Below are 14,167 nucleotides of genomic sequence, written 5' to 3'. Positions count from 1 at the left end.
GGTATGAAGGTAGAAGTGAAGTCAAAGTCTGATGAAGCGCTAAAAGATGAGAGCCGCCCGGTTGCTGTACCTCGCAAGCGGTTTGTGTTGCGACGAGGCACACCCCGAATAACGTCTTCACTATCGCTAATGGGTGCAGTGATGCTTGCTGGTATCTTGACTTTTGCGATAGTGCTATATGCTCTGAATGGTCGCGATACACCAATTGATCCCTCAAAGTATCAAGTGATCTATCTGACAAACGGACAAGCATACTTTGGTAAACTACAGAATACTCGTGGTGAATACCTGGTTGTCAGTAGTCCGTATACCGCACAAACACCTGCACAGCAGGCGAGTAACAAAGATACAGAGCAAACTACAACGCTTTTGCGTGTTCGCGACCAACTATACGGCCCAGAAGACACCATGGCCATAAAGTCGAGTCAAGTAGTGTTTTGGCAGAACCTCCGCGATGACAGCAAAATAAGCCAAGCGCTCAAGGCTAAACAGTAGCTGCAGTAGCCTTTGCGCTCAGATTAGCGTACTGGCATCACTTGGATTGTTTGACATTTGTAAACACAACCAGTATAACTTATTATGAGCCATACTCTCATTACCTATGAGTGGTGTGGAGAAAATAAATAATAAACGGGAAGAAAAATAATAAACACGACTAAAAAATCGTTGTTGTTATTGTTCGCGCTACCATTTATCTCCGGATTTGTAGCGCTGTTTTGCGTATCTAATAATATTCACGCCCTCACCACCATCCCCTACAAGCTAAACTTCCAAGGCCGCCTGACCGATGCTTCTGGTAACCCTATGGCTGCTGGTACCTACAACATGAAATTCCGTATCTATGATGCCAGTAGTGGGGGAACCCTAAAGTGGAGTGAGCAACGTGCCAATAGCGCTAGTACTGGTGTTACTGTCACCACTGGCGGTCTGTTCAGTGTCCAGCTCGGTGATGTATCGAGTCTGCCTGCTAATATCTTTAGTACCACCGACACTGCTACCCTGTACTTTGAGATAGAGCTCCCAACCCCCGCTACAGCTACCTGTACTGGTGCATCTTGTGAATCCTACACTGAAGGACCTATGACCCCCAGAAACAAACTAGCCTCCAGCGCCTACAGCTTCAACTCCGACCTACTGGATGGGTTGGATTCGAGTGCTTTTGCGCAGGTAGGGGCAAGTAACACCTGGACGTCTACCAACTTAATCAAGGTTGATAGCGCAACAGCTTTTCAGGTTCAAAATGCAGCTGGCTCAACGACGGTTATGAGGGTTGACACGACTGCAAATCGGCTCATGGTTGGCACGCTTGGCACAAGTACTGGCCAACTCTATGTCAGCGGCAGACTACCAACTGCTTCACTTGGTTCAGTGGCCGTGGGTACGGCGACCCGATCAGTCGCTGTGCAAGGCCGTTATGCTTATACTACAAACTCGACGTCTGGTGCCCTTAAAGTCTTTGATGTAAGTAACCCAGCAAGCCCAGTCAGTGTTGGCACCATCTCGAGTACTAACGCCTATTTCGTGGCGGTGCAAGGTCGCTACGCCTACGTGACAAGTGCAGTTGGTAACACATTAAGCATATATGACGTTAGTAACCCAGCAAGCCCAACGAGTATGGGGTCAGCATCAGTCGCTGGCGCATATTCGGTGTATGTGCAAGGTCGCTACGCCTACGTCGGTAGTAACAGCGGCACATTTACCATTGTCGATGTCGGTAATCCGTCCGCACCAATCGTTGCAGGTTCGCTTAGTATCGGTGCAGGCGCATTGCAGTCAGTCTATATTCAGGGTGTGTATGCCTATATTGTTGATAATACTAACTCAACACTAAACATTGTGAATATTAGTAACCCCGCCAGCCTGAGCGTAATAGGCTCACTAGTAATCGGGACGAATATAAAAGCAGTTTCGGTTCAGGGTCGCTATGCCTATATTATTGACAATGGCGGTAGCGCACTCAATGTGATTGACGTGAAGAATCCTGCTTCGCCAACCAGCGTCGGCTCAGTTGCGACTGGGTCTTCACCCCAGTCTCTCAGTGTGCAAGGCCGCTACGTATACGTCACAAACGGAACCGGTAACACCCTCGGTATTTATGATGTATCGACGCCGACCGCTCCTGCTAGTGTTGGAACTGTTGGAACCGGTAACTTGCCAATCGCTGTGAGCGTTGTTGGCCGCTACGCCTACGTCATTAATTACACGTCCAATACACTTACAACCTATGACGTCGGTGGTGCCTACGTTCAGCAACTCGAGGCCGGAGGGGCAGAGCTCGGTACGTTGTCTGTTAATGGCAACACGCAGTTGGTGGGCGACGCGATCATTAATGGCGGGCTGAGTGTTGGGTCGGCAGCCCAGATAAGCGGTGCACTGACAGTTGGGCAAAGTGTGCAGTTTAATGGTGACTTCGGTGTAGGTGGACGAGTGAATTTGCAGAATGCGACCAATTCAACAACGGCCGTGCAGATCAACAATGCCGCTGGAGTAAATTTATTTACGGCTGACACGACTAACTTTACGGTGCAGATAGGACTACCCGGAACCGATAGTAATGCCGCACTCTTCGTACTCGATTCATACAATCAAGCAACTGACCCAGGTGGTTTCAACGGGGCCATGTACTACAACACTAGCCTTAACAAGTTTCGCTGCTACCAGAATGGAGCATGGGCAGATTGTATTGGGAGTGGCTCGGGTGCTAGCCTCAGTGCCAATAATACGTGGACAGGAACCAATCTTTTCAAGACGACTAGCGCAAGTGCTCTCCAAATTCAAAATGCGAGCAGTGTCACTCTTCTGACGGCCGATACAAGCACAAATCAAGTGGTGATTGGCAGTACGAGCGACGGTATCACACTTGGCGCAAGCGGACTCCTCTATGTAGGTACTGGTCGACCGAGCGCTCAAATTACACTCTCGGCAGAGTACCCAGGAGCAACGTTCACTGGCGACGGAACTAACAATAACGGCTCACTCAGCAGCGATTTTTGCTCTGGCTCCTCACGACTCAATATCAACACGGGCGTCTGTGCCGCCACAGAGACACATAATTACTATGCTTGGACAACCACCCAAGCGAGTGCACAGGACTACGATGTGTATGCTCGCTACCAGCTACCCAGCGATTACGACACGGGCAGTATGACAAATCTTAAGATCTGGGGCTGGGGGACATCAACCACGACCGATCAAGTGACAGTTGCAATGTATGTCGACAGTAGTGGTACGGCGTGCAGTACAAGTGGCAATGCAGTGTCAAGTAATGCAACTTGGGTACAGGTGACGGTTGCATCGCCGCTCGGTGCATGTACGCCGGTTGCGGGCGATATGGTGACATTTAAGGTGCATATGATTGCTGGACAGAATAACTATGCACGTGCGGGGGAGATCAGCTTTGCGTATAAGAAGAAGTTCTAATAACCTGCTGAGACTCTTGCACAGGCGATCCCCTCGGGTTGTGGCTGTAGTTGTCTTAGTTTTATTGATAACAGTACTCGTCATGCGGCCAGTTAGTGCGGCGGTGGCGTACCGTGCCGCAGGAACTGGCAACAATGCGGCTGGTGCGACAACTCTCTCGATAGCTCAACCGACAGGAACTCTCGCTGGCGATGTTCTTATAGCCGTTGTGTCGGTCCGAGGTGGCACGGGTACTACGATTACTCCACCAACGCAATCAGCGCCGTATGATTGGAAAGCCGTACCAAGTGGAAGTGCAGACAGCACTACAACCCTCAAGAGCACCACGTACTACAAGATTGTTGGCCCGAGTGATTCAGGCCCGTACGTCTTTACCTTTAACGGTACTCAGAAAGCATCTGGCGTGATCGTTGGCTTTACGGGTGTTGATATAGGTGACCCGATCGATGTCGCCGGTAGCCAGGCAAATGCCTCGAACACAGCGATGATCGCGCCATCGGTCACAACAACAGTGCCCAACGCCATGCTTGTTGCTGCCTATAGCACGGCAACCGGTACCACGGTCACCGTCGGGAGTAGTATGACCCTTGCAGGGCAAGATGCAAGCACGGGGGGTTCGGCTGCGACTCGTACGACAAGCGGCACGCAGTATGTCTTGCAAGCAACAAGTGGAGCATCTGGCACAAAGACGATGACAGCCGCCGCTACTGCGGTAAATATTGGCCATTTAATTGCGCTAAAACCTGCTCCAACGATTTCACAGGCATCATACCGACTGTTCGCGAATACCGATAGCACGACAGCGTCGACGCCACTTGCTGCTATTGATACCGCAGCCTCAGTCGAAAAGGACGCTCAGTTTCGGCTACGCATCAATCTTGGGGTGGCGAGCGGGGGCTCAATGGCAACAGCAGTGACCACTCGTACCTACACACTTCAGTTTGCCGCTCGTGGGGCTGACAACGTATGCGACAGCTCCTTTACTAGTGAGACATACGCAAATGTTACTGCTTCAACTGTCGTTCGGTACAGTACTAACCCCACTCCAGCAGATGGAGCTACTTATGTGACTAGCGCCAATGACCCAACGCGCAGTGGTATCACTGCTGTCGGACAACGCTACCATGAGTCGGCGACCATGACGATGGCTAGCACTATACCTGCAGGTCAGGACGGACTATGGGATATCGTACTAAGCACTTCGGGAGCAAGCTTTGGTCAGCGCTACTGTATGAGGATTGTCGATGGATTTGGTGCAGTATTGAACGGCTCGTATAGTGTCATGCCCGAGATTGTGGTAGCTACACCAACCATCACGCAAGCTAACTACCGCTGGTTCACCAATGCCGATAGTGCTACGCCGGGTGCGCCTTTGGTCGCGCAGGATACGCCAATAACAAATGTTGCCACAGGAACACCAATACGTTTGCGCCAGAGACTGGCCATTAATGTCGCTGCTCTACCTGCGTCGGCCCAGGACTTCAAGCTACAGTACGCAGAGAAGTCCGGGTCATGTGACACCGCGTTTTCTGGTGAATCTTACACGGACTTTATGCAACTAGTGGCGATGACTGATACGCAAGATCCATCGTCACTAAGCTCATCTGGGATTGGAATTGCGTGGGTAAATGAAGCAAATGCTAGACTTATCGACAATACTGACGCAATGGTAACTGGTATTGCAAACTCTGTCGGGCAAGTCACTAAAATACTAAATGTAACGGGATTTAACTTCAACATACCTACGTCGGCGATCATAGACGGGATTGAATTGACAGTGCAGGGCAGTGAATCTCCTTCTGGGAACTCATTTGGGCTTATGATTACTGGTAATAATGGCGACAATATATACTCAAGTGGATCGGGCAGCTTATCTACTGGATCACAAGAAATATTTGGGAGTGCCACTGACAGCTGGGGTATAACATCGGCAACGCAAATTAATGGAACAGGGATTGGCATCAACTTCCAGGTGCAACTACCCAGCTTGCCACAAGCACCAGCAATGTTTGTCGATGGTTTTCAAGAAAAGGTCTACTACCGGGTACCACAGTCAAACGGTACTTTACAGTACTTTGACAATACGTCCGTTGCAAGTGGTGCGGTGATCTCGAGCGGGGGCAATGACCCAGTGAATGGAGCGAGGCCTACAGTGTTGCAGGCATATTACGAGACAGATCCATTTGTGGTAAGTTCGTCGATTGCAAATGGTAGTGACGGACTGTGGGATTTTGTTTTTACTACTACAGGTGCGGCGGCCGGCAAAACCTATTGCCTCAGAACAGTCAAAAGTAGCGGCGGTCTACTCGATACCTACACGAATATTCCCGAGATCAGCTTTGCATCAGCAGGTGGGCCAACGCTAGACCAAAAAACGCGCGGTGGCCAAGCTGTGGTCGACGGGGTGAAATCACCGTATAGCTTCTAAACGTAGTAGGGCACTACCTATGCTCAGCTACTAAGCGTATAATGAAAATACTATGGTACGAGTGATTGATGCGACAAGTTTTGCTCGCGATACGCTGGCCGTTCGCGAAGAAAAGATCGATGTTGAAACCCAATTTGGGCGGATGATTCTGCATATTTTCAACCCATCAGTTTTTACGCAGCAACGCTATGGCTCACCTGATGTGCTGGTTCCGTATTCACAGGGATGGGCAGAGGACGAAGCGATGGTGAGGGCGGCTAGTAGTGCGCTTGCCGATGGCGGAAACTTTTTAGTTGCGGGTGTCACATATCCCGACCACCGTATTGCAATGTCGGTACGCGACGAGCCTGCCTATCGCCGCGAAGCCTTCATGACCGCGCTTGAAGCGATACTGCAAGAAAAAGGTAGCGACTGGATAACAGTGCTGCATGGGTACTCCCGGGGCAATGAAGCGATCATCGATGCTGCTCTGGCAACCCCTGAGTCTGTACAGGGCTTATCGTTTGCAGGGCCGGCGTGGCTAACACCGGGCGAGCGGCCGCATACTATGATGAGCAAAGGTGTGCGCGAAGGTCTATATAGTTTGCGTAAAGAAGACATTCCGGGCAAGATTGGCCTTGCACAGGCAGCGCTTGGACTGGGCTATTCACTTTTCACACGGCCGCTGGCACTGCGAAACGATGTCGCCGCTATTACCGGTACAGACCCAGCGCTAGTGGCGTCTAAACTACAAAGAGTTACTGACCAAGGTATTCCACTGAGTGTAATGATTGGTTCCGAAGACAACATATGCCCCGAAGAGGGTATTATGACGGTGGTGAATGCGATTAAAGTACCAGATACTATGCCACCGATTGATGTAAAGCGGACCAATGTGACGCATTTTGGTTACTACTCTCACACATGGTCGCTAGTAGCGATTGTGCGGCAGATTGAGTTGCTTGCAAGCTATACGCGGAATGGTCAGCCCTAGAAAGTGCAATACTTCCGTGCCTGAACTACCAGAGGTTGAAACCGTCCGTCGGGGCCTAGAAGGGCTTATTGTCGGCCTTAAAATTACTCGTGCACACTGCATCGACTCACCCAAGAGTTTTCCCAATAATCCCACAGATGTCAGAGAGTTTCTTTATGGTGCGCGGGTCGTGGCAATCCGCCGTCGCGCGAAAGTATTGCTGATTGAGCTAGGTAGCGGCTATACACTAGTGATACACCTCAAAATGACTGGACAATTAGTATATCGCGGTGAGCAAGTTTTTGGTGCAGGGCATCCAAACGATTCACTTGTTGGCGAGCTTCCAGATCGGAGTACGCGTGTCGACATTACGTTTGATGACGGTTCACACCTCTACTTCAATGATCAGCGTAAATTTGGTTGGATGAAATTGCACCCTACCTTGGAGGTGCCGAATATTGATTTTATGCAGCGGGTTGGGCCGGAACCACTCGAAGAAGCGTTTACGAGCAACGAGTTTATTCCACGTGTCTGCCGTCGCAGCAACACGACAATCAAAGCTGCTATCCTCGACCAGACGGTGCTAGCAGGAGTTGGCAATATCTACGCCGACGAGTCACTGTGGGGCGCAAAAATCCATCCAGCCACGCGAGTACGTGAGCTAACCGATGAGCAATTGGCGCTGCTACTTCATGAGATCAAGTACGTTATGAATCTCAGTATCGAAAAAGGTGGCAGCACCGATCGCAACTATGTGAATGCTGAGGGCAAGCGAGGGAGCTATATCGACTTTGCCCGCGTATTTCGCCGTGAAGGCCAAGCATGTCCACGCTGTGCGGTGACGATTGAAAAGCTGCGCGTAGCTGGGCGTGGCACGCACGTCTGCTCAGCATGTCAAGTGGTACAATAGTTCTACGGTGTTATATCTGATTACGGGAGCAAACGATTATTTTGCCGAACAAGAAGTGCGGCGGATTAGTCGTGAGACTGGCTTAGTCATTCGGCGCATCGATGGCGAGACGATCAACGCAGCAATCCTGACTGATTACATGGTCGGCTCGTCGCTTTTTGGCCTAACAGAGTTACCAGTAATCCGCGCATTGTCTGAAAACACTACTATGTGGCAGCTGTGCGCCGATATGTGCGCACGAGCCAGCACTGATAACCACATGGTACTGCGTGAGGCGTACCCAGACCGCCGAACAAAAGCATACAAAGCAATCGCAGCAGGGGCAATGGTTATCACCTGTGATCCGCTAACCGATCGGGATACGTACCGAGCGATCGAATGGCTGGCTAGAGAAGCCAAAGCGCTTGGTTGCAAGGTCCAAAAAGCACAGTTGCAGCAGATGGTTGAGCGTGCACTTACTCCAGGAGACAGGCCGGGGCGCTACGTTATTGACCAGATGCGGCTCTACGTAGCGCTCGAGGCGCTGTCTGCACTGCCTGAAGTCACCAGCTCGTCAATTGATGCCGTACTGCCACCAAATACCAACGAGAATATATTTGAACTGTTTGAGCTCGCCGTACGACGCGACAGCGCAGCGACTAGGCGCATGGTTGAGAACCTAAGGCTGAGTGAAGAGCCGCAAAAGGTTTATGCGCTGCTGATAGGGCAACTTGTACAGTATGCTACAGTTGTAATGGCAGAGGGGGAGGCGATCGCATTTGGCATCCATCCCTATGTAGCACAGAAGCTCGCAGCACTTTCGAAGCAAATAACCCGCGCCGAGTTACGCAGTATATTGGGTCTTGCCGCTAGCCTCGATGCCAATATGAAGCTATCACATATTGCTCCATGGGATGCAGTCGATCGGCTGCTCATTTCTATTGCGACGCGCTAGTGCTTGCTCGCTCAACCAGTGGAGTGCATACTATTGTGTATATGCGAGGTTTTGGACAAGAAGTCATCGATGAGGCAATGCTTGAGGCGTGCCGGCTTGCGGTTCAGCACAGCACCGATCGTTCGTCATGGACTGGTGCGGTGTTACTCGGTGAAACGGGTGAGGTCATTGGACGAGGTTGGAATTCTCTCATGCCTGGTTTTGATGCAGATGACCCCAAAAACCATGAACGTCCACGGAAATACGAAATTACTGAGCACGCTGAACGTCGCGCCCTTCACGATGCAGTGCGTCGTGGTCGCCGAGTTGTCGACTCAACACTTGTTGCCGCGTGGATTGGCTGCACGGACTGTGATCGTGCGATTGCTGAAATGGGCGTACGTGAGATTGTTCGCTTACCACTCAATCACACCAACGATCACTGGATCGAAAATATCCTCGTGGGTGATGAAATTCTCCGCCATTCTGGGGTTACAATAACTGAGATCTCATTCGAGTACCTTGCACTGCCTGAATTACTGCGTAACGGCAAAATGGTTGATCCGCGGCTCGCGTAACTCTGCTGAAAAAACCCGCCGCAAATGCGGCGGGTTTTGTTTGATAGTCTAAAGGTTATTTTTTGGCTACAGGCTTTTTTACAGGAGCTTTTTTGGTTGCGACAGGCTTGGCAGCTGGCTTTTTGACAGCGGCTGGTTTTGCTACAACCTTTTTCTTAGCGGCGAGTTTTACACCTGCTTGTTTGGCAGTTTTGGCGAGGCCGGCCTTGCGGCGTGCAGCCGTTGCCTTGTTAAGTAGTTTTTTCTTTACCGCAGTGTCGATTTCGCTCTGAGCAGCACTCAGCGTTTCGCTGCTTGGCTTTGCGGTGAATGCTTTAACTGCAGATTTGATGTCACGCTTTATGCTAACATTGCGCTCTCGGCGCTTTGCAGTCTGTTTCATGCGTTTTATGGCTGATTTGATGATTGGCATAGGAGGTTCCTTCGCTTGTTACTAGCTTATTATTACAATCAACAGCTGATTATAGACGAATAACCCCTGTTTGTAAAGTGTGAGCAAGTTGTTGACGCCTGTAAATCACTTATGGTATAGTGAATTCAAACTCTGATAAAAGAAACAACAGGAACACCAATGGCAGACACCAGCGTTAAGCAACAGATTGTCGACAAAATAAAAGACAGCAACAATGTGCTGGTGACGGTTAATAGTAACCCAACTGTCGATGAGCTGAGTGCGGCACTGGCGATTACGCTGCTGATCAACAAGCTCGACAAACACGCTACAGCGGTGTTTAGCGGTGCAATTCCTCCGGCGATCGAGTTTTTGGAGCCGGCCAAAACATTTGAGAATACGGTAGATAGTCTGCGAGATTTCATCATTGCTCTTAGTAAGGAGAAGGCCGACCACTTGCGCTACAAAGTTGTCGATGACATGGTGAAAATCTTTATCACGCCGTATCGTACTACGATCAGCCAGAACGATCTCGATTTTAGCCAAGGTGATTACAATGTTGAATTTGTGCTGGCTATTGGTGTCAAAAAGGAAGAAGATCTCGATAAGGCCTTGCAAAGTCATGGCAAAATTTTGCATGATGCAACGGTGGCGGCGGTGTCGCTTGATACGCCAAGTAACCTTGGCGGAATTGAGTGGTCAGACACCAAGGCGAGCAGTTTCTCTGAAATGCTATTTAGCCTCGCTGAAGCACTCAAGACAGATAAGGCGATCATCGATGAACAAATTGCGACGGCATTTCTGACAGGAATTGTTGCCGCTACTGATAGGTTTAGCAACGACCACACGAATGCAGCTGTCATGACAATTGCCGCACAACTCATGTCGGCAGGCGCCAACCAGCAGTTGGTTGCGACGAAATTACAGGCGGACAACGCGATCTCGACTCCCTTAAAAGACAATGGTGATATGAAGGAAGGCGAGTCGGCGAAAGTCGATAAAGCTGAGCCAGCCTTAGCGAAGAAAGAAGATGCCGGCGCGCTATCCATCTCGCATGTTCCAGAGGGAAACGTCGAGGAAGTTACAAAACAAGTGGCAGCCAAAGAATCCCAGGCGGCGATTAGCCGAGCTGAGGAAGAAATCGCCAAACAGGCCGACATAGCTCCGCTAACTGCACCGTCTGTACCGAGTGCCGCGCCAGCTATGAATGTAGCTGTTGATCAGAATGCCCCTCTGCGTGGGCCAGTGGCCATGGATCAGTGGAAAACAAAAACAGAGCAAGAGGCCTATGAACCAAGTCTTGGAGGCACACTTAACGCGACAACCGAGATTGCTGCTGAAGAAAAACGTCGTGAAGTTGCTGACGATCGAAACCACACCATCCTAAGTCATGGTGGGAGTGGCTATATGTCCGGTGCCCCAACCTATCAGGCGCCAATTAATGGCACGATTGATCAGGCCGACAACGAGCCGTCGGTGCAAGACGTCTTTGCTGGTAACATATCGGTGCCACCTACGGCACATGTTGATGCAATTCAGCCGCCCGCGCCAAGTGTGTCGTCGCCAACGCTTGCAGAAATTGATGCTCAGAATCGAGCAAACCATAGTGAAGCGATGGATGCTGTCAACCAAGCCTTTGGCCCGCCAGTTATTGGTGGCGCGCCTAATCCTGTTCCAGCAGGGTTAGTACCAAGTTCACCCCCAGCTGCCCCGCCGCTTGGATTACCGACCCTGCCACCTATGCCAGACTTTTCGACCCTGCCACCACTTCCAGGTGAAACAGCTGGCCCGCTTGGGAGCGCTTCGGTACCCGATACTCTTGGTAGCATACTTGGTCCACCACCCATTACTCCGGCTGCTCCTGCGGTGACTGCCGACCCAGCTCAGTTCAAGATACCTGGTCAATAGTAGGGTATAATTATCCTCGTATGTATACCGATACGATTATTTTGGTTGATAAACCAGCTGGCATGACCAGTTTTGGCGTCGTGGCGCGGGTTCGTCGCGTACTCAGCCAGCAAGCCGGTAAAAAGGTGAAGGTAGGACATACAGGTACGCTCGATCCGTTTGCGACTGGGCTAATGATTCTTGTCACCGGTAAGGAATGTCGAAATGCTATGAACTATAGCAAACTCGACAAAGTGTACGAGGCGACGTTTGTGCTAGGGCAGTTGAGCACGACGGGCGACCCAGAAGGCGAGCTAACAGAGGTATCGGCCGAGCAGCTATCACGTGAGCGCATAGTACAAGTATTAACGCAGTTTACAGGCGATATAGTCCAGCAACCACCGGTATTTAGCGCTATAAAAATCAATGGTCAGCGGGCGTACAAACTAGCCCGTGAAGGCAAGGCTGTCGAGATGCCAGAGCGCACAGTGACGGTATATTCACTTGATCTGATTGATTATCAGTATCCTGCGCTGAAAATCCGTGCACATGTAAGCAGTGGTACCTATATTCGTAGTCTCGCCGTTGACATTGGCGAAGCACTGGGCACCGGTGCGTATTGCAGCCAGTTGCGCCGCACCGCCATCGCTGATTGGCATATCGAAGCAGCCTCGACACTTGAGTCACTTGGTATCACCACGTAGCAGACAAAGAAAACACCCGTAGTCTCTGCTGTGGAGAAACTACGGGTCAAGGGAGGTGGGATGTTAGAAGTGCACCCCAGCGACGAACTCGGTGAGCTCATTTCTGTCGGTGCCACTGAGTCTCACGATGGCCTCTTTCGAACGTACCCCCAAACGCTGCGGGTTACGGAACGCCCGCGCGTGCAGGACTTCCATCTCCAACCCCCACGATTCGGCAGCAATTCGTAGCCGGTAGAGGTTTGCTTCAAAAGCGCTGCGGGGACACCGGATGTAAAGATCTTGCTGGTACATCTTCTCACTCCCGTCTGTAGACGACCATTGAGTGATACTATATAACTATTGAAGGCACGTGACAATGGCTGTCTTGAATAATACGCAAAACATTGCTATAATAGCTGATTATGATAACAAAAGATGAAAAAGCGAAAGCTATTGCTTTGACTCAGGTAGGCAAAAACGACGTCGGGAGCCCGCAGGCTCAGGTATCGATTTTGACGGCTCGTATCAAAGAGGTGACTGAACATCTAAAAGCCAACAAGCACGACCACATGGCGCGCCGCGGGCTGATTCAGATGGTAGGCAAGCGCAAGAAATTGCTGAAATACCTCGAAAATACGGACTTTGAAGCCTACAAAGCAGTGCTCGACAAACTAGGTTTACGCAAGTAACCGCCAAAAATCCCGCCCGAAAGGGCGGATTTTGGTATAATGGAACAATTATCGCGCTACATCCGGACGAGCCGGATCAATAGCCTCTTATATATAAAGGAGCTTATTGATGAAGCATGAAATTTACTTATTGCCAGAAGATCGCGCCTACGCCCAGCAGCGTATCGCGACGCTTGAGAAAGAAATCCAAGACCTTGGGGTAGACTTTCAAGACGCATTTACCCAAAGTAGCGAGACTTGGCACGACAATTCGCCGTTTGAAGCAGTGCGCGACAAACAGTCAATGCTAGCGGCAGAACTACACAAGCTACGTAGTCTTATTCGTGCGAGCACCCTGCAGACACCTAAAAAGAAGCGGGGAACTGTGGGTATTGGCGATACAGTCGTGCTGAGCGACGGCAAGCGCTATATGATTGCTGGTGATTGGACGCACAAGGCGGGTCAACATAGCGATGGCGTGATATGGGTGAGCTGCCACGCGCCAATTGCAAAACAGCTCATAGCAAAAAAAGTTGGCGAACTGGTAGAGCTCGGTCCTGTATCGGCGACAATTTCCTGCATCAACTTAGCCAAGTAGCGCCAGCTGCGGCGGTGTATCGTCGCGCTTGATTTCCCACACCTCTTCAAGCCAGCGATAGTGTTCGTTGCCACTCTGAGCATCATCCATTCCCATACCGACTAGCCATTTGTCGCCAGCATTGAAGCCGCAGTAGGTTGGTTCGATAGGGTATGCCCGCTCGACATTTTTCTGTGCAAGCACGGCTAGTTCAATACTGACGGCGCCAAGCCCCTGTAGGTGTCGCGTGACGTACTCTGCAGTGATGCCACGATCAAGCACGTCATCCACGATGATGACCTTGCGATCATAGACCACTGTTGTTGGTGAAAGGTCGGTGACAATGCGTGGTTCACCGGCGTGGTGCGATGAACCGTAGGTACTAACCATCATGTAGTCAAGCTCAGGGTGCAGTCCGGCGGGCTGCCGAGCGATTTCAAACATGAGTTTACTTGCAAAAGGGGCGGCACCGCGCAGGAGTCCGACGAAAAGCGGATCATCGTCGAAATGATCAACAACGATGCGCCGCGCCAGCTCGCTAATCCGCTGATTGACTTCATCTCGGTCCAAGAGCAGGCGATAGCGCTCGTTCATAGTGCTATTGTACGCTACTAGCCAAAAGTAGTAAAAAACCTTATAAATCACAGCGAATTGTTGCATTATTTGCATCTATCTGATATAATAAACAAAAGTATCATGAATTCACAAGACAATACAGGTGGGAATTCAGAACAACTTGACGGTATTACCAACCTTTCTC

The 14,167-nt window shown here is 50.6% G+C and carries 14 protein-coding genes; 11 read left to right on the top strand and 3 right to left on the bottom strand.

The window, feature by feature from the left end:
* The first annotated feature begins 3 nt into the window (after nucleotides 1–3).
* The 7 genes from IPM09_04300 to IPM09_04270 all read left to right on the top strand — a co-directional run bounded on the left by IPM09_04300 (nucleotide 4) and on the right by IPM09_04270 (nucleotide 9,201).
* Complete coding sequence (locus IPM09_04300; GenBank protein ID QQS21710.1) at nucleotides 4–495, top strand: hypothetical protein; 492 nt, start codon at nucleotides 4–6, stop codon at nucleotides 493–495.
* A 180-nt stretch (nucleotides 496–675) separates the two neighbouring features.
* Nucleotides 676–3,420, top strand: coding sequence for a hypothetical protein (locus IPM09_04295; protein ID QQS21709.1), 2,745 nt, complete (start codon nucleotides 676–678; stop codon nucleotides 3,418–3,420).
* A gap of 82 nt (nucleotides 3,421–3,502) precedes the next feature.
* Nucleotides 3,503–5,848, top strand: a complete 2,346-nt coding sequence (locus tag IPM09_04290; GenBank protein QQS21708.1) for a hypothetical protein — start codon at nucleotides 3,503–3,505, stop codon at nucleotides 5,846–5,848.
* A gap of 52 nt (nucleotides 5,849–5,900) precedes the next feature.
* A complete protein-coding gene (locus IPM09_04285; protein QQS21707.1) occupies nucleotides 5,901–6,821 on the top strand; it encodes a hypothetical protein in 921 nt (306 codons plus the stop codon).
* Between the two features lie 16 nt (nucleotides 6,822–6,837).
* Nucleotides 6,838–7,710 carry a bifunctional DNA-formamidopyrimidine glycosylase/DNA-(apurinic or apyrimidinic site) lyase gene (gene mutM / locus IPM09_04280; protein QQS21706.1) on the top strand — a complete coding sequence of 291 codons (873 nt, stop codon included), beginning with the start codon at nucleotides 6,838–6,840 and terminating at the stop codon, nucleotides 7,708–7,710.
* Between the two features lie 7 nt (nucleotides 7,711–7,717).
* Nucleotides 7,718–8,644, top strand: coding sequence for a hypothetical protein (locus tag IPM09_04275; GenBank protein ID QQS21705.1), 927 nt, complete (start codon nucleotides 7,718–7,720; stop codon nucleotides 8,642–8,644).
* 41 nt (nucleotides 8,645–8,685) lie between these two features.
* Entirely contained in the window at nucleotides 8,686–9,201 is a 516-nt protein-coding gene (locus IPM09_04270) for a hypothetical protein (protein QQS21704.1), read from the top strand.
* Between the two features lie 55 nt (nucleotides 9,202–9,256).
* Here IPM09_04270 and IPM09_04265 read toward each other — a convergent pair whose 3' ends face one another.
* Entirely contained in the window at nucleotides 9,257–9,613 is a 357-nt protein-coding gene (locus tag IPM09_04265) for a 30S ribosomal protein S20 (protein ID QQS21703.1), read from the bottom strand.
* A gap of 159 nt (nucleotides 9,614–9,772) precedes the next feature.
* On the opposite strand from IPM09_04265, the gene IPM09_04260 reads away from it, so the two are divergent.
* Nucleotides 9,773–11,500 (top strand): hypothetical protein, encoded by a 1,728-nt coding sequence (locus IPM09_04260; GenBank protein ID QQS21702.1) that lies wholly within the window; start codon nucleotides 9,773–9,775, stop codon nucleotides 11,498–11,500.
* 20 nt (nucleotides 11,501–11,520) lie between these two features.
* Nucleotides 11,521–12,183: a tRNA pseudouridine(55) synthase TruB gene (gene truB, locus IPM09_04255; protein ID QQS21701.1), complete on the top strand. Its 663-nt coding sequence runs from the start codon at nucleotides 11,521–11,523 to the stop codon at nucleotides 12,181–12,183.
* Nucleotides 12,184–12,246: 63 nt separating this feature from the next.
* Here truB and IPM09_04250 read toward each other — a convergent pair whose 3' ends face one another.
* The gene (locus tag IPM09_04250; protein QQS21700.1) at nucleotides 12,247–12,474 is read right to left on the bottom strand and encodes a hypothetical protein; all 228 of its coding nucleotides are present in this window, start codon (nucleotides 12,472–12,474) and stop codon (nucleotides 12,247–12,249) included.
* A gap of 107 nt (nucleotides 12,475–12,581) precedes the next feature.
* Here IPM09_04250 and rpsO point away from each other — a divergent pair, with 107 nt between their 5' ends.
* The gene (gene rpsO / locus IPM09_04245) at nucleotides 12,582–12,851 is read left to right on the top strand and encodes a 30S ribosomal protein S15 (GenBank protein ID QQS22471.1); all 270 of its coding nucleotides are present in this window, start codon (nucleotides 12,582–12,584) and stop codon (nucleotides 12,849–12,851) included.
* Between the two features lie 109 nt (nucleotides 12,852–12,960).
* Nucleotides 12,961–13,428 (top strand): GreA/GreB family elongation factor, encoded by a 468-nt coding sequence (locus IPM09_04240; protein QQS21699.1) that lies wholly within the window; start codon nucleotides 12,961–12,963, stop codon nucleotides 13,426–13,428.
* Here IPM09_04240 and IPM09_04235 read toward each other — a convergent pair.
* Nucleotides 13,417–14,001: a hypothetical protein gene (locus tag IPM09_04235; GenBank protein ID QQS21698.1), complete on the bottom strand. Its 585-nt coding sequence runs from the start codon at nucleotides 13,999–14,001 to the stop codon at nucleotides 13,417–13,419. The genes IPM09_04240 and IPM09_04235 overlap by 12 nt on opposite strands.
* Between the last annotated feature and the right edge of the window lie 166 nt (nucleotides 14,002–14,167).

This window comes from Candidatus Saccharibacteria bacterium, from assembly GCA_016700015.1.
Lineage (GTDB): Bacteria > Patescibacteriota > Saccharimonadia > Saccharimonadales > Saccharimonadaceae > Saccharimonas.
This window is presented reverse-complemented; position numbering and strand designations above follow the sequence as displayed.